The following is a 16,044-nucleotide window of genomic DNA, read 5'->3' on the forward strand; positions in this document are numbered from 1 at the left end:
TTTAGTCGAAAATCGGCCTTTTGCCCTATGCTGAATGAAAGGAGATTCGGCATAATATAGTCATAAGGAAAACAACTTCCACCTAAACAAAAATCGGAAGAATGTTTTAAAAACTAGGGTAACTAAAAGGAGAAAAAAGAAAATGAATAAGAAAATGACTAAATCACAAAACAATCGAGTATTAACAGGTACATTGGCAGGAATCGCGGAGTATTTCGGAGTTGATCCGACACTCGCACGTGTCATCTATGTTTTTGCTAGTGTTTTCTTGATCGGCGCACCAATTCTTTTGTATATCCTGTTGGCAATCCTGATTCCAAATGCAAAAAACAGCACGCGCAACTACGAACACAGCTATTACCAATCAAGTAAAAGCCAACCAAAACAAGCAGAAACAACCGCTGATGATTTTTGGGGAGATTTCTAAAAATAAGCTTCAAAAAACGATTCAAATTACTTGAATTTCAATATAAATCACAAGAGTGGACGACTAAAACAGTTGTTCACTTTTTTTGGAGATTTTTCTTCCGGTTGTTCATTGTGCAGCAAGTTCTATCAATTGAAACCAGCGGGTCATTTTGATCGAAAATAATCAGAATGAATCGCTGATTTTTCATTTTTATGGTGCTCCAAATTAAGCCGAAAAAATCAATTTCAATTTTGGAACAATCGATAAAACTAATATCATTTGTTATTTAATATTTTCTGATAATCAAAAAATATAAGTTGTGACATATGTTCCGTATGAGTGCATATGCCATAAAATTGAAAAAAAGTTCTAGGAAAGCGTTGACAAACACTTTTTCGATGTTATACTGGGAACTGTTAAACATTTGCCAAATACATTGGCATATGACAAAAGAGATGGAGGGTTCAAAATGACGTTATATGGTAAGTTATTAGAACGAGAAAAAAATGGTGCTCCAATCAAAGTTGGAGTAATTGGTGCAGGACAAATGGGGTTCGGAATGATTTCGCAAATTTCGACTATTCCAGGGATGATCGTCGCAGGTATTAGCGACATTAATTTAGACGCGGCGAATCGTGCAGCGGAGGCTTACAATGCAAGCGCTGATAAAAAAGTCGACATTCTGATTAGCGAGAATTTTAAAGACATTATTCATTCTGACAAAGTTGAAATCATTGTCGATGCGACAGGCGTACCAGAAGCTGGAGCGCAAATTTCATTAGAATCCTTGATGGCTAAAAAGCACTTAGTTTTACTGAATGTTGAAATTGACATCACAATTGGACCATTGATGAAGAAAATGTACGATGCGACAGACTTGATTTATACCGGTTCAGACGGAGACGAACCTGCTGCAACGATGCAAATGTATGAATTTGCTAAAAGCATGGGGATGGAAGTATTAGTTGCTGGTAAAGGGAAAAATAATAAGCTGATGGTTCATGCTAATCCTGATACGGCTGCTGAAAAAGCCAAAGCACAGGTGATGAGCCCTAAAATCCTAGCGTCATTCCAAGATGGCACGAAGACAATGGGTGAGATGAACCTTTTATCAAATGCGATGGGCTTTGTTCCTGATGTTGTTGGGATGCATGGTATTTCAGCAGATTTAGACGGCACCGTTAAAAATCTAGATTTAAAAGAAAACGGCGGAATTTTAAGCAAGTTTGGCGTTGTTGAATACGTTGACGGCATTGCGCCAGGGATCTTTTGTATCGTAAAAGGACAAAATGAAGGCGTTGCCCATGAAATGAACTACTTGATGAAGAAAGGCGATCGTGATCATCATATCTTATATCGCCCATTCCACTTATGTTCGTTAGAAACACCGATCACTATTGCTCGTGCTGTTTTGGAACAAGATACAGCGATCGTTCCAATGGGCGCACCGGTTTCTGAAACAGTCTGTGTGGCGAAGAAGGACATCAAAGCAGGTGAAAAAATTGACGGGATCGGCGGCTTCTGTGTTCGCGGTGTCTTAGAAACCCATGAAGACATGAAGAAAAATGCAAACATTCCAATCGGTTTGATTGCTGGTGCGGTTGCTAAGAAAGATATCAAAGATGGCGCGTTCTTAACGATGGACGATGTTGAGTTAGACGAATCAACCACCGTTTACAAATTACGCAAGCTGCAGGATGAGACATTCGCTTAAAAGTGAAAACGATTTAGGACGCAGATAGAGCCGCTGCTCTATCTGGTTCTTAAGAAATGAGGGTAATAGTATGCAGATTCTATTGATAATTCTTTTCCTATTAATGATCGCGCAAAGCTTTACGAGCATTATTCAAGTGAAATACTATCAGAAATTTATTGCTAGTATCACAGATGAGTACAAAGAGAACTCTTCCTATGAGTTTTACACGGATGTGTCAAAGGGCAAGCTATTAAAGACCATTGTTGCGGTAGTCGTTGATTCAGAGGGAAGGATTGTCAGTTGTCATGTATGCAGAGGCTTTACCGTATTTGCTCGCTTTAAGGAAGATACGAGTTACCGAGGCGTTTCATTGAAAGGGTTCTCTGAGGAAAAGGCTAAAAAGGCTCGCTTATCTCCAGTAGAGGCTACTCTTGCCAATGTTTATTCCAGAAAGATGGAAACGGTTACTGGTAATTAATAATTAGGAGGAACATTAATGAAGTATATTGAATGGTTTGGTAAAAATTTTATTGGCTTATTTGAAGCTGGTGGGGAACAATTTATGGGATTCATGACAGGGATTGTTCCTTTACTTATCGTATTGTTGACATTCACTTATTCAGTCATCGCCTTTATTGGTCAGGATCGAGTAGACCGTGCAATCCGCTATTGTTCAAAATATATGCTTCTTCGCTACTCGATTATGCCGATTTTATCCGTAATGATGTTAACAAATCCGATGGCCTATACATTTGGAAAGTTCGTTAATGAAGAAGAAAAACCCGCGTTTTATGATTCGGTTGTTTCGTTTTTACATCCAGTTACGGGACTTTTCCCTTATGCCAATGCCGGTGAGCTCTTTGTTTACCTAGGGATTGCCAACGGGGTCATGAAAGCAGGCTACAGTCAGTCAAGTTTAGCTGTACGCTATTTCTTGGTAGGGGTAGTAGTGATTTTATTTAGAGGAATTGTCACTGAACGGCTGACGAAGTTCTTGATCGCAAAAGAGTCAAAACGTGCGAATGCGTAAAAACGAAGCGTACTCTAAATGGGAGGGAAACAAATGTATAAATCAGTTTTTGTAGAACCAGGAAATAATGGCTGGGGTGTGGGCTTCACCCTTACACCATCAGATAAAAAGAATAAGGTTGTGTCAGTAACAGGCGGCGGGATTCATCCGGTGGCTCAGAGAATCGCGGATCTTACTGGTGCTGAGGCTTGGGACGGCTTCAAAAATCAAGTGCCGGAAGATGAAATGCTTTGTGCGGTTATTGACTGCGGCGGGACAGCAAGAATCGGTGTTTATCCAATGAAGCGCATTCCGACTGTCGATATTTTACCATCATCACCGTCAGGACCTTTAGCCAAGCATATTACCGAGGATATTTTTGTATCAGGGGTAAAGCCTGAAAGCATTAAGCTTACTGACGAGCAGGCTGCACCTCAAGCGGCTGCTGAAGCGACTGTAGCAGAAGAAAAGCCTGCGGAGTCAGAAGAAAAATTTGAAGAGAAATATGCCAAGGCCAAAGAAGAGCACGCCAAGGAGAATGCGAAGAAGGATGGCTTTTTAGTGAGATTCTCGCGGGGCATTGGCGGGGTTATGGGAGTATTCTATCAATCCGGTCGTGACGCGGTGGATATGCTCTTGAAAAATATCATTCCATTTATGGCCTTTATTAGTATGATGATCGGAATTATCAATTATACCGGGATTGGTGATTTGATTGCCAAAGTGCTGTCGCCTCTCGCAGGTTCACTTCCGGGGATGATTGTTTTAGCCTTAATCTGTAGTATTCCAATTTTGTCACCGATTTTAGGACCAGGTGCCGTGATTTCTCAAGTAATCGGGGTATTAATTGGGACACAAATCGCGAATGGCTCGATCCCTGTTCAATATGCGCTGCCGGCTCTTTTTGCTATCAACGCCCATGTTGGTTGTGACTTTATTCCTGTAGGCTTGTCCTTAGGTGAAGCAAAACCTGAGACCGTTCAAGTCGGTGTTCCAGCGATTCTATATAGTAGAATGCTGACAGGCTTTACGGCAGTGATTCTGGCTTATTTTGCCAGCTTCGGAATGTATTAATCGAGAAAATTGGAGGAATCTGACATGGTAAAAACAAAAATTGTAGAAATCGGCTCAATGGTGCCGGCGTTTGAAGAGGAACGCTTGATTATTCTTTTCGGACCAAAGGCGACGCCTGAATTACGTGACATCTCGGTGATCCATGAGGTACAAGAACAGCCAGAAAATTCAATTCAAGTCGGTGGCAAATTGAAAGTCGGAGAAAAAGTGTATACTATAGAAGAAGTTGGATCTCAGGCGAATCCGAATTTTGATGAATTGGGTCATGTTTCGATTTATTTCCGCAATGAAGTTGGGGAAATTCTGCCTGGGGCGATTATTGTTAGTCCGGGGGAATTTCCAACGATTGAAGTTGGGGATGAAATAGCGTTTATTTAACAAAAAACCTCCCTCATTTGATTGGGAGGTTTTTTTACACAGGAGGTTATCATATGGATATTCTGGCTGATCGTGACTTGGTTAGAGTGGCAACGATGTATTACAAAGAAGAGATGAAGCAATCAGATATCGCTAAACAATTAGGAATTTCGCGGCAATTGGTTTCAAAATACTTAGTTGACGCCAGAAGTAAGGGAATTGTCGAGATTAACATTAACAGCTCAAGTGCCTATTCAGTTCAGTTGGAGCTCAAATTACAGAAGGCTTTTGGGCTCAAACGGGTGGCGGTATTGGATACGAGCTACTTGGAAAAACAAGAAATTGAAAAATTGATTGTTCAAACAGCCATCGCGGCGTTTCGCAAGGACATTGCCAAGGCTCGTAGAATCGGTGTTTCTTGGGGGAAGGTCCTGCGCAGATTAGTTGATGAATATCCTTATGTGAATCAGCCTGAGTCCACGATTATTCCGCTGATTGGCGGGATGGGTTCAGATAAAGTGGAGGTTCACTCGAATCAGATCGCCCATGACCTATCCAGAAAAATGCGGGCAAAATGTAAATACCTATACGTTCCTGCTTTGGTAGATAGCAGGGACATTAAGAAAAACCTCGTTGAAAATGTGACGGTCAAGGATGTCCTTGAAGACGGGAAAAAGGTAGATTTTGCTTTAGTCGGGATTGCCTCGCCATTTTCTAAAAGCAATACGATGACCGAAATCGGCTACATTGATCAAAAGGATATTGCTGATTTAGCTGAGGCGAAGGTCATTGGCGATGTCAACTCGCGTTTTTTTGATCGTGACGGGAATGAAGTGCGCTGTCGCATCAATGAGAATGTCATTGGCATTAATTTACATGATATTCGCAAAATTGAAAAGGTTTGCGCCATTTGTTTTGAGGATGAGAAAAAAGATGTTTTGTTCACCGCGGTTGAATCAAAAATCATTAACTGTATCACACTTACCGATGGATTAGCCGAATATTTACTGGCTAGAAAAAATCAGATGTAAGCCGGTGAGATTATCTGGCACCATTTTACTGGAATGAAAGGGGAAGCAAATGAGTCTAGCTGACGACAAAAGGCTATTGGTAGAAATAGCCTCATTGTATTACGAACAAAACAAAACACAAGAAGAAATTGCCCAAAAAATGAACATCAGCCGATCATTGGTTTCAAAGTTTTTGGCTAAAGCCAGAAACGAAGGAATCATTGAATTTACGATCAATGATCAGTTTGCGGGACCCTATAGAGAGCTGGAAGAGCAGCTAAAAGAAATGTACGGACTAGAAGAAGTTGTCTGTGTGGAATCCACCGATCAGCACTTTCAAGGCAAAGTTTTAGGACTGGCTGCCGCGAAATACTTATCCAGGATTCTAAAATCTCATGATGTCGTGGCTGTTTCATCAGGTACCACCGTTCATGAGGCAGCAGAAAATTTTTCTAAACAGCATCAATTGCCAAATGTGAAGTTTATTCCATTAGTCGGAGGTCTGGGAACAGAACACCTTACGATCCAATCAAACCGTGTCTGTGAACTGCTGGCTACTAATTCTGGCGGGCGTTCAGTTGAATTGCACGCGCCAATCACCTTAGATGATATCGAAGCCAAACAGGTCTTAATGAAGCAATTCTTTATCAAAAAAGTCTTGGATGCAGCTGAAGCAGCGGATGTCGCGCTAGTAGGAATCGGTGGGACGCCTGAATTTTCTACCTTGACCAATGCCTATTTACCCGAACAAATCGACAATGACCCAGAATACTCACAGGAAAAAATCGCCGGCGATATTTGCTACAATTTCATTGATCATGCTGGAAAAGCAGCGAAATGCAGCTGGAACGATCGAGTCGTCTCGATTGAGCTAAACAAGCTAAAAAAAATCCCCTCCCGAATTGGCGTTTCAGGCGGTCATAAGAAGCTCAGTGGGATCAAAGCAGCTTTGAACGGGCAATTGATCAATGTGTTGATTACTGACGAGAAGACGGGGAGAGAATTGGTTAACGTTTGATGCTCGTTTATTCACCTAAAATAGGAAGAGGTCGACTCATAAGACGCTACTTATTAGTCGCTGTTTATTCGTGAATGTGAGCTGATCCGAAAGTCTATAAGACTTTTGGGTCAGCTCCTATTTTTGTTGAGAAATAGTGAGAAAATTTAACCTTTTTCGATTGTTAACGTATACTTGTGTTGCAGAGAAAATAATGAGTGAAAGTGTGACTGGCGATGAAAAGAGAAGCTGTTTTGAATAAGCTAAATCGACAAATTTATGATGGAAAGTTCCTCTTAGGTGTTGCAACGGCTACCGGGATGAGTGCTATTAACGCAAAGGAAGGTGGAGCAGATTTAATATTAGCCTTGAATTCTGGAAAATTTAGGCAAATGGGTCGAAGTTCATTAGGCGGGTATTTGCCATTTGCAAATAGTAATGATTTAGTAATGGAATTTTCCACAAAAGAATTATTGCCAATCTTAGGGAATTCTCCGGTCTTATTTGGTGTAAATGCAACAGATCCATTACTGGACTCAGATGAGCTAACCCATCAGATTAAAGAATGTAATTTTGCAGGAGTCGTTAACTATCCAACAATCAGTTTGATTGATGGAAAGTTTAGAGAAGCGCTAGAAGAGGAGCAGATAACTTTCTCTCAAGAGGTAGCGTTTATTGGTAAAGCCAAAAAAGCTGGTCTATTTACCATGGGATTTGTCACTAATATTCGTGAAGCTGAACAAATGGATCAAGTGAGTCCGGAAATAATTTGTATCCATCTTGGTTTAACTGAAGGCGGTAATTTAGGTGCGAAAAAAATGAAATCTTTTGAAAATATGCTTAGCACTATTCAAGATATTTGTCTGAAATTGAAAGAGCTTAAATCAACTAGCATTATTATGGTTTACGGTGGCCCCATTAATGATTTGATAGAAGTTCGTTACGTATACAATAAATTTCCAGAGATAAAAGGATATATCGGGGGATCAACCTTTGAAAGAATTAATTCCGAACAAATTTTATCCTCTCAGATTAAGTCTTTTAAAGATGCTACTCACACGCAACATGATAATCTGACCATTCAAATTTTGGAGGGAATTGAAAAGTATTATGATTATGTTGACTTCGTAAAAAAATATATCAGTGAGAATTATTCAACAACTATCTATATGAGTGATCTAGCTGATTTTACAAACCTGTCGCCTAGCTATTTAAGTGATCTATTTAAAAGAAAAGTAGGTATTAGTTTTACCGAGTATCTAATTAAATTTCGACTAAATAAAGCCATTGAGTTAATGAATTCAACGAATCTAAGATTAATTGAAATAGCGAATAGTGTGGGATATTCGGACTATGCACAGTTTAATAAGATTTTTAAAAAATATATGAAGCAGTCACCAAAACAATACAGAAAATCTAATATATAAACTATTTCTGCGAATGATAAAACGTTTTCAATGCAGGCTTTACTACCTATAATCAAGTTGTAAGCAGTTAACTATTGAAAGAATAGGGAGGTAGAAACAATTGAAAACTGTTGCTTTAGTAGGAACTTTTGATTCAAAAGGTACAGAGTATCAGTACATCAAAGAGCTTTTAGAAAAACTTGATTTGAAAGTGTTTACTATTCACACTGGTGTATTCGAGTCATCTTTTGTTCCAGATGTTGATGTAGCTGAGATTGCTGCGGAAGCCGATGAAGACATTGCGTCAATCCGTAAACGTAATGATCGAGCTTATGCAACGGAGGTTTTATCGAGAGGGTTAAAGAGTTTACTTCCAAAATTATTTGCACAAGGATTATTTGATGGTGTTCTTTCTTTTGGAGGGACAGGCGGGACCTCATTAGTTGCTCCTGGGATGAGACAATTGCCGATTGGGATTCCCAAGTTGATCGTTTCAACAGTGGCTTCAGGAGATACTAGTGTTTATGTTGGAACCAGTGACATCATGATGATGCCTTCAATTGTCGATGTTTCGGGACTAAATAAGATATCGAAGCGAATTTTTGGAAATGCCGTTTCTGCAATGGCTGGGTTGTTGAATTATCGATTTGAAACTGAAGAGGACGAGCATCCATTGGTTGCGGCTACTATGTTTGGCGTTACCACACCGGCTGTTAATTTTGCGCGAGAGTATCTTGAAAAAAACGGCTATGAAGTTCTAGTATTTCATGCAACTGGAATTGGTGGTCGAACGATGGAATCACTAGTTTCGGATGGATATTTTACAGGTGTGCTTGATTTGACAACGACAGAATGGGCAGATGAGTTGGTCGGAGGAATCCTAAATGCTGGAGAACATAGACTAGAGGCGGCTTCATTGGCAAAAATACCACAAGTTGTTTCACTTGGAGCGATGGATATGGTCAATTTTGGGCCCTTTGACACGGTTCCTGATCAATTCAAAAATAGAAATTTTTACAAACACAATCCGACTGTAACATTGATGAGAACGACTGTCGAAGAAAATGAAAAATTAGGTAAGATTATCGCAAGCAAGCTAAATTTAGCTAAGTCAGAGACCATTCTAGTTATTCCGAATGGCGGATTTTCAGCCATTGATGTAAAGGATGGACCGTTTCATTGTCCTGAAGCAGATAAAGCGTTGATTGATTCAATTAAGAAGCATTTAACTAATGAAAGTGTCAAATTAATTGAAAAGGAACAAGCAATCAATGATAAGGCGTTCGCGGAATTTTCAGCGCAGCAATTAATCAACTTAATGAAAAGGGGAAATGAATCATGAATAAGCAAACAAGAAAAGAGATCGTTGCAGATTTTAAAAGAAAAGTAAAACAAGGAGATATTTTAGTAGGAGTAGGCGCAGGCACAGGAATCACAGCTAAAAGCAGTGAAGCCGGCGGAGCTGATATGTTGATCATTTACAATTCTGGACGCTATCGAATGGCTGGAAGAGGTTCATTAGCCGGACTTCTTTCTTACGGCGATGCGAACCAAATTGTCGTGGAAATGGGACAAGAAGTTTTACCTGTAGTGAAAGAAACACCTGTCCTAGCCGGTGTCTGCGGAACAGATCCATTCCGTGTAATGGAAATTTATCTTAAACAACTAAAAGATCAGGGCTTCAATGGCGTACAAAATTTTCCAACTGTGGGCTTAATTGATGGTGTCTTTAGACAAAATCTAGAGGAAACAGGCATGGGTTATGATTTAGAAGTAGAGATGATCAAGAAAGCTCACGAGTTAGATATGCTAACAACACCTTATGTATTTGATCCAGAGCAAGCCAGAAAAATGGCAGAAGCAGGAGCCGATATCTTAGTTGCTCACATGGGATTAACAACAAAAGGAACGATCGGTGCCAAAACAGCCTTAACTTTGGATGATTGTGTAGAAAAAATTGAAGCGATTATTGAAGCAGGCAGAGAAGTTAATCCTGAAATAATGGTCATTTGTCACGGCGGACCAATCGCTGAACCTGAAGATGCAAAATATGTTATTGAGAAAACAAAAGGAATCGATGGATTCTTTGGTGCCTCAAGTATTGAACGTTTTGCAGCAGAAAAGGGGATTCGGGAACAAACAGCGGCATTTAAAGGAATAAAAAGTTAAATAAAACATGAGAATTTAGAAATATTAATAGATAAACTAATCTAATTTATTTTCTGAGAGCCCAATCATTTATGGTGATTGGGCTATTTTTACGACAACCTTGCTTTATCAATTACCAACCGCTGATTTTTTTTTAAAAATGAAGGAACAGGCTTCTATCAAGCTGATAGTTCCTGTTCCTTTAGTTTTTGTTGAAATTTGAGTTTTAGATTTAAATATTTACACTCGTTCTAACTGATTATTTTTTTTCGATACCTAGCAGGTGTTGTGCCGACGAAGGAACGGAAGATTTTGCAAAAATAGCTCGTTTGTGAAAAGCCAATTTCCTTTGAGATGGCGTTTACGCTTAGGTCTGAATGAGTTAAAAGAATTTTTGCTTGTTTCACTCTTCGTTGGTTTAAATAGGTATTGAAGGGAACCTGGATTTCCTTTTTGAATACGCGACTAAAATGGAACGGACTTAAATAGACATGATCCGCGACATCCTTAATCGTTAAGTCAGAGGTGAAATTTTTGTTTATGTAAGTGATCGCTTTAGAAATTTCTGCTTTTTTTGGATCATTCACAGCTTGTTTTTCTATTTCTAGTGTGGGAAGCGTAAATTTCATTTGATCACGCGGATCGATCGCTTTAAATTGATAATCGATGATTGTTTCGAGTAACGATGCAGCAGCTTCAAGCTGAGTTTTAGTCACTGTTTTTTGTTTTCTTGCCTGTCGTAAGTCGGGATAAAATTGCCAACGAGTACTCGTCGGCTGTAGTTGAGGAATTTGATTTTCCTCGTCCTCCTTTAGGTCTATCTGTCCAAAAGAAATAGCTCCCATCAAGTGATTATTTAGAATAATAGGTAACGAAACATTGACAAGCCCAGCATGACAACGATACATACAAACCTTCTTATCTTGATATGCTTCTAGTTCGCCAATAGCATGACATTGTTGACAGCGTGATTTGAATGCGGGCTTTGAACGCACTTTTTGGCAAAAAGTTGAGAAACTAGAAAAATCAGAAATGACCTGTCCTTGTCTGTTAACAACGACTAAGGAAAAATTGGTTGCAGCAGAAAATGCTTGCAGGGTGTTGAAAAAATCCAACGAGCTGTTTGTCTCCATTTCATTACCTCCATTCTTTATTGAAAAATAATTAGATCAATTGATTTTAAAAGTTATGCTTCGTCGATAGCTCAAACAGATATTCTATTTACTACTATCCTTCTGCCACTTTCTTAAGTGTTGCGTCAACAGTCTCCTTAAAATAGGCGCCAGCAAAAGATAAAAGACAATATTCCCAAATCCATGCATAAGGTCAGTCGGAAGCCCCGCCAAGTAATAGGGGAGGAAGGCCGAAATGCCGAAAAACGGCGCCTGTATTGCGGAAATAAAAAAGCCAAAGAGAATTCCTGAAATACCGGCATAAATGGCCTGCAATAACAGACTATTTTTAAAGGTAGGGCTCATTTTTAATACACCGGTTAGAAAAATAATCAAACTGTAGGTAATAATTTGCGCAATTGTCCAGACGCCCATTCCCATGTAGAAATTTGTGATCAAAATGGAAAAAATACTGACTAAAAGCCCTTGATAGCTTCCCCAATAAATGGTGATGATTAAAAGAATAGCAGTTACTGGCTGGACATTTACGATAAATTGGAAGAAGGTCCGGCTAACCACACATAAAGCGATCATCATTGACAGCAGGCTTAACTCTCTTACTCCAAGTGAAAAGAAGATAGCTGTTTTACTATTAGAATTGTTCAAGCTTGAACACCACACGATCACCTTCCTGCAGAACAACATCCTTTGCTCCAGAATTTACTTGCTCATCGTTTATTGTAAATACCCAATATTTATTGTTTTTATCGTCTTGAGCTTGCCCATCAATGGAAGTAATCATTCCATCCTTATCCTCAATCGCATAATTATCCTTAAGTACATCAAATAGTTTTTCTCCCTTATTGAAAGTTACGTCTTTTTTCGATAATTCCTTTTCTCCATCCAATAAGGTAATGGACGCCTTAATCTCTGTTTCTTGACTGCTGGAGATCGTTTCTTTCGGCGTTGAACTAGCTGTCGAATCAGCTTCTTTCGTTGTGCAGCCGCTAAATAGCACAAGGACTGCTGCTAATACAAAAAAACAAATTTTTTTCTTCATAATTATAAATCCGCCTTCCTACGAAAGGCACCAATGAGGTGATGAAAACCTTAGAGCGCCTTCTTTCTTTTTTTATTCCGTGTTACCCTTTCCTTGCAGGTCCCTGGTACACTACAGAACCCGAGGAGGTGAGTGGCGGGGCTGTATAGCGGCAACCCCGCATAATTATATGGTGTCGGTCATCCGTTAAGGCATCAATGAATGGCGCAAACCCGTAGCCCGTAAACTTATCTCTTCCGAAGTTGACTCGATTTCGCCGGATGACCAGTCCCTACCAAACCTGTACTATTTTTTTACAGGAGGTTGCTATGTTCAAAATCTTTCGTAAAAATTGTTGTGGCTTGGATGTCCACAAAACGTGGATCTATGCGTGTATCGGAATCACAGATGCGAATGGTCGTACAGTGTATAAGCAAGCTCGCTTCTCTTCCTTTACAAAAGGTCTCAATGAATTAGCTGAATGGCTTGCTAAATACAACTGTAAGGATGTGTGTTTGGAATCTTCCGGTAAATTTTGGATCCCTGTTTTTAATATTCTTGAAAAAACTTGTTTTGTCACACTGGCTCATCCGAAGTACACCAAACCCCAGAAAGGAAATAAAACAGATCGCAAAGATGCAAAATGGATTTGTGATCTCTTTATGTGCGACATGATCAAACCCAGTTTTATTCCTGGTCTTGAAATCCGCCAGCTTCGTGATCTAATGCGTTATCGGACGAAACTGACCAACATGAAAACAAGTGAAAAGAATCGTGCTTTAAACTGCTTAACCGTTTCTAATCTGAAACTAGATGATGTTTTTAGTGATGTGTTCGGAAAATCATCCACTTCTATCATCCAATACTTGTTAGAACATCCCGGTGAATCATTTGATGTTCGACCATTTATCCATGCCCGTTGTAAAACTCCCGTTGAAGAAATCCAAGCGGCAGTTGAGGGGGCGATTTCTGTACCTCAAGCGATTAAGCTTCGCCAATGCCTCAACCATATTAACGAGATTGAGAAGCATCGAGAAGAGATCAATCTAGAGATTCAAGCTCTTGCAGAACCCTTCTCCCCTGTTTTGGAACTACTTCGTACCATACCGGGCTTAGACACTCAGCCAATAACAGCGATTGCGATTCTTTCAGAAATAGGACCGGATATGTCCGTGTTTCCAACTTCGAAACACTTTATTTCTTGGGCTGGATGCTGTCCAAGAAACGATCGCAGTGCCCGACGAACAAAATCAACACGTATCTCTCGTGCAGGGCAGTCGTTGAAACCGCTACTTGTACAGATTGCCAATGCTCTTCTCAGATCCAAAGAACATCCAGAATTTAAAAATCGCTATCGTAGAATCAAAGCGAATCGTGGACACAAGAAAGCTATCATTGCTATTTGTAAGATGCTCCTGACCGCTATCTGGAATGTCTTATCAAAGGTGGAACCCTATTCTGCTAAAGGATATCTGGAGCCAAAACCTGCGAAAGAAGAGAAAGTTCTGACGCAATCCCAAGCTCTGGACCTTTTAAGAAAACGCGGATATACCATTATAGATAGTGCTTAAACCAAAGTTACGTTGATTCTTCCTAAATAGACTCGTTGTCTTCCATTTCAAAAATTTTGAAAACGGTAGGCTTATTTAGTGTACCGTTCTTCAGGTATCTTCAAATAGATTTATTTTCAAACTTATCTATCTCCTTTTGTAAAAAAATAAAGACACCCCAAAATATAAGGGTGTCTAAAATGATTGAAACAAACGACCCTGATATTGCTTGTTCTTATCAATCAGGATTAGTGTCTGACTTTGCCTAAAGCATTTACAGTAGAAAGGGGCTGTAAAGGAATTTCACCTTTTTCCTAATAGCTGATTGAAATCTATTTAGTTTTTAAAAACACGATCACTATTGCGATAAAATACTTCCTCTTTATTTTTCAAGGTGTTGACATAACGAGCTGTCACAAACAAATAATCCGATAGACGATTAACAAAAACATAAGCGTGAGTGTTGATTTCTTCTTGTTCCATCAGGGTGACAATGCGGCGTTCAACTTTACGACAAACCGCGCGAGCATAATGCAACCATGAAGCCAAGGCGTTTCCACCAGGCAAAATAAATTTTTCGATTGCTGGAGTCTTATCAGTGTACCAATCAATTTGCAGCTCCAGCCATTTTGTTGGCTTTTCTGTGATGCGCAGGGGAAGCTCCCCATCTATATTTGCTAAATCTGTTCCGACATCAAACAATAAGTGTTGAATTTCAGTCAGTTCCGTTGCCAGCTTACTGAAGGCTTCTTGCTTGATTTCATCTTGGCTAATGATTAAGCCAATGAGTGAGTTTAGTTCGTCGACTTCTCCATAGGCTTCAATACGGGGAGAGTCTTTCATAAGACGAGGCCGCCCGATTGCACTGGTTTTTCCTTTATCACCGCTACGAGTATAAACTTTCATTGCAACAAAACCTTTCTCTAAATTATTGGAAACGCATACAAATAAAGTAACAGATTAGTACAAGAAAAGAAATGCCAAATACGAATGTTTAGTATGCCAATTTTTATTTCTTTTTAAATATTTCAAAAAAAGATTCAAAATAATCAATTTTCGAATAGTAACTATGCAAGTTTGTGAATTTCCCGTAGAGAAGAAAAAGTATCATATTGTTGAAAGCGCTTCATAATAACATGGAAGGACGAATGCTATGAAAAATCCGAGAATCGTTGTTGATCGGACAAAGTTAAGAGAGAACATTTCATTTATTGTAGCGAAATTAAAAGAACATGACTTAACGATCACGGCCGTAACAAAAGTATTCAATGCGTATTCACAAATTATTGCTTTATATGAAGAATTTTCTGACATTATTTATTTTGGAGATTCCCGCATTGAAAATTTAATGAGCTATTCCCACTCAAAAAAGCAGAAGATTTTGATTCGGATACCGATGATCAGTGAAGTTCCTGAAGTGATCCAATACGCGGATATTAGTTTTAATTCGGAGTTAAAAACGATCCAGCTGCTTGATTGCGAGGCACAGAAGCAAAAGAAGCTGCACAAAATTGTCTTAATGGTAGACCTGGGTGATTTGCGGGAAGGCTTTTTTGAAAAGGAAGAGCTGTTTGACTGTATTCGTGAAGTCATGAAGCTGAAAAACATTCAAATTTATGGTCTAGCCGTGAATTTGACCTGTTACGGCGCCATCATACCTAGTTCGAAAAATCTTGGAAATTTGGTCGCTATCCAAGAAGAAATCAAGGAACGGTTTGATTTGTCTTTAGAGATGATTTCTGGCGGCAATTCTAGCTCACTGTATCTGCTGGATTCACCAGAGGATCAGCTTCCTAGCGGGATCAATAATTTGAGAATTGGTGAAAGCTTTGTATTAGGAAGAGAAACGGCTTATGGCGCCGATTATCAAGTAATGCATCAAGACGTCTTTACTTTGGTGACAGAAATTGTCGAAGTAAAGCAAAAGCCCTCCTATCCGATTGGCGAGATTGGCGTGGATGCCTTTGGTAAAAAGCCTCACTACGTTGATAAGGGAAAGATGCTACGGGGTATAGTGGCGATTGGCCAACAGGATATTGCATTGGATGATATTACGCCGAAAGATTCGCAAATCGAAATCTTAGGAGCCAGCTCCGATCATCTGCTGTTAGATCTAACACAGAGTGAGAGAGAGTATCAGGTGGGAGATGAGATTGAATTTTCAGTCTCCTATGGATCGGTATTAAGCACATTTACGAGCAAATACATCAAAAAAGAGTTCATAAATTAAAGGAGGA

At 39.5% G+C, this 16,044-nt stretch carries 17 protein-coding genes; 13 read left to right on the forward strand and 4 right to left on the reverse strand.

Features of this window, described 5'->3' with window-relative positions; genetic code table 11:
• The first annotated feature begins 142 nt into the window (after nucleotides 1-142).
• The 11 genes from OMU_RS05680 to OMU_RS05730 all read left to right on the forward strand — a co-directional run bounded on the left by OMU_RS05680 (nucleotide 143) and on the right by OMU_RS05730 (nucleotide 10,127).
• Nucleotides 143-427 (forward strand): PspC domain-containing protein, encoded by a 285-nt coding sequence (locus tag OMU_RS05680; RefSeq protein WP_016179014.1) that lies wholly within the window; start codon nucleotides 143-145, stop codon nucleotides 425-427.
• A 451-nt stretch (nucleotides 428-878) separates the two neighbouring features.
• The gene (locus OMU_RS05685) at nucleotides 879-2,123 is read left to right on the forward strand and encodes an NAD(P)H-dependent oxidoreductase (protein WP_016179015.1); all 1,245 of its coding nucleotides are present in this window, start codon (nucleotides 879-881) and stop codon (nucleotides 2,121-2,123) included.
• A 70-nt stretch (nucleotides 2,124-2,193) separates the two neighbouring features.
• On the forward strand, nucleotides 2,194-2,583 hold the full coding sequence (locus OMU_RS05690; protein WP_016179016.1) for a transcriptional regulator GutM: 390 nt from the start codon (nucleotides 2,194-2,196) through the stop codon (nucleotides 2,581-2,583).
• Nucleotides 2,584-2,601: 18 nt separating this feature from the next.
• A complete protein-coding gene (gene srlA, locus OMU_RS05695; RefSeq protein ID WP_016179017.1) occupies nucleotides 2,602-3,135 on the forward strand; it encodes a PTS glucitol/sorbitol transporter subunit IIC in 534 nt (177 codons plus the stop codon).
• Nucleotides 3,136-3,168: 33 nt separating this feature from the next.
• Nucleotides 3,169-4,188: a PTS glucitol/sorbitol transporter subunit IIB gene (gene srlE / locus OMU_RS05700; protein ID WP_016179018.1), complete on the forward strand. Its 1,020-nt coding sequence runs from the start codon at nucleotides 3,169-3,171 to the stop codon at nucleotides 4,186-4,188.
• 24 nt (nucleotides 4,189-4,212) lie between these two features.
• Nucleotides 4,213-4,566 (forward strand): PTS glucitol/sorbitol transporter subunit IIA, encoded by a 354-nt coding sequence (locus OMU_RS05705; protein ID WP_016179019.1) that lies wholly within the window; start codon nucleotides 4,213-4,215, stop codon nucleotides 4,564-4,566.
• 53 nt (nucleotides 4,567-4,619) lie between these two features.
• Nucleotides 4,620-5,576 carry a sugar-binding transcriptional regulator gene (locus tag OMU_RS05710; RefSeq protein WP_016179020.1) on the forward strand — a complete coding sequence of 319 codons (957 nt, stop codon included), beginning with the start codon at nucleotides 4,620-4,622 and terminating at the stop codon, nucleotides 5,574-5,576.
• 49 nt (nucleotides 5,577-5,625) lie between these two features.
• Complete coding sequence (locus OMU_RS05715; RefSeq protein WP_016179021.1) at nucleotides 5,626-6,573, forward strand: sugar-binding transcriptional regulator; 948 nt, start codon at nucleotides 5,626-5,628, stop codon at nucleotides 6,571-6,573.
• A gap of 215 nt (nucleotides 6,574-6,788) precedes the next feature.
• Entirely contained in the window at nucleotides 6,789-7,979 is a 1,191-nt protein-coding gene (locus OMU_RS05720; protein WP_016179022.1) for a phosphoenolpyruvate hydrolase family protein, read from the forward strand.
• Nucleotides 7,980-8,079: 100 nt separating this feature from the next.
• On the forward strand, nucleotides 8,080-9,300 hold the full coding sequence (locus tag OMU_RS05725) for a Tm-1-like ATP-binding domain-containing protein (RefSeq protein ID WP_016179023.1): 1,221 nt from the start codon (nucleotides 8,080-8,082) through the stop codon (nucleotides 9,298-9,300).
• Nucleotides 9,297-10,127, forward strand: coding sequence for a phosphoenolpyruvate hydrolase family protein (locus tag OMU_RS05730; RefSeq protein WP_016179024.1), 831 nt, complete (start codon nucleotides 9,297-9,299; stop codon nucleotides 10,125-10,127). The genes OMU_RS05725 and OMU_RS05730 overlap by 4 nt, the downstream gene beginning before the upstream one ends.
• Before the next feature lie 230 nt (nucleotides 10,128-10,357).
• Here the strand turns inward: OMU_RS05730 and OMU_RS05735 are convergent, their stop codons facing one another.
• The 3 genes from OMU_RS05735 to OMU_RS05745 form a co-directional block, all read right to left on the reverse strand.
• Nucleotides 10,358-11,239 carry a PocR ligand-binding domain-containing protein gene (locus OMU_RS05735; protein WP_016179025.1) on the reverse strand — a complete coding sequence of 294 codons (882 nt, stop codon included), beginning with the start codon at nucleotides 11,237-11,239 and terminating at the stop codon, nucleotides 10,358-10,360.
• An 84-nt stretch (nucleotides 11,240-11,323) separates the two neighbouring features.
• A complete protein-coding gene (locus OMU_RS05740) occupies nucleotides 11,324-11,923 on the reverse strand; it encodes a hypothetical protein (protein WP_016179026.1) in 600 nt (199 codons plus the stop codon).
• Entirely contained in the window at nucleotides 11,871-12,278 is a 408-nt protein-coding gene (locus OMU_RS05745; protein ID WP_016179027.1) for a DUF4430 domain-containing protein, read from the reverse strand. The genes OMU_RS05740 and OMU_RS05745 overlap by 53 nt, the downstream gene beginning before the upstream one ends.
• A gap of 308 nt (nucleotides 12,279-12,586) precedes the next feature.
• Here OMU_RS05745 and OMU_RS05750 point away from each other — a divergent pair, with 308 nt between their 5' ends.
• Nucleotides 12,587-13,828, forward strand: coding sequence for an IS110 family RNA-guided transposase (locus tag OMU_RS05750; protein ID WP_016178709.1), 1,242 nt, complete (start codon nucleotides 12,587-12,589; stop codon nucleotides 13,826-13,828).
• Nucleotides 13,829-14,143: 315 nt separating this feature from the next.
• On the opposite strand, the gene OMU_RS05755 is transcribed toward OMU_RS05750, so the two are convergent.
• On the reverse strand, nucleotides 14,144-14,713 hold the full coding sequence (locus OMU_RS05755) for a cob(I)yrinic acid a,c-diamide adenosyltransferase (RefSeq protein ID WP_016179028.1): 570 nt from the start codon (nucleotides 14,711-14,713) through the stop codon (nucleotides 14,144-14,146).
• Nucleotides 14,714-14,960: 247 nt separating this feature from the next.
• Between OMU_RS05755 and orr the strand changes: the two genes are divergently transcribed.
• Nucleotides 14,961-16,037, forward strand: coding sequence for an ornithine racemase Orr (gene orr, locus OMU_RS05760; protein ID WP_016179029.1), 1,077 nt, complete (start codon nucleotides 14,961-14,963; stop codon nucleotides 16,035-16,037).
• Nucleotides 16,038-16,044 lie beyond the last annotated feature (7 nt).

Source organism: Enterococcus avium ATCC 14025, from assembly GCF_000406965.1.
GTDB classification, from domain to species: domain Bacteria; phylum Bacillota; class Bacilli; order Lactobacillales; family Enterococcaceae; genus Enterococcus_A; species Enterococcus_A avium.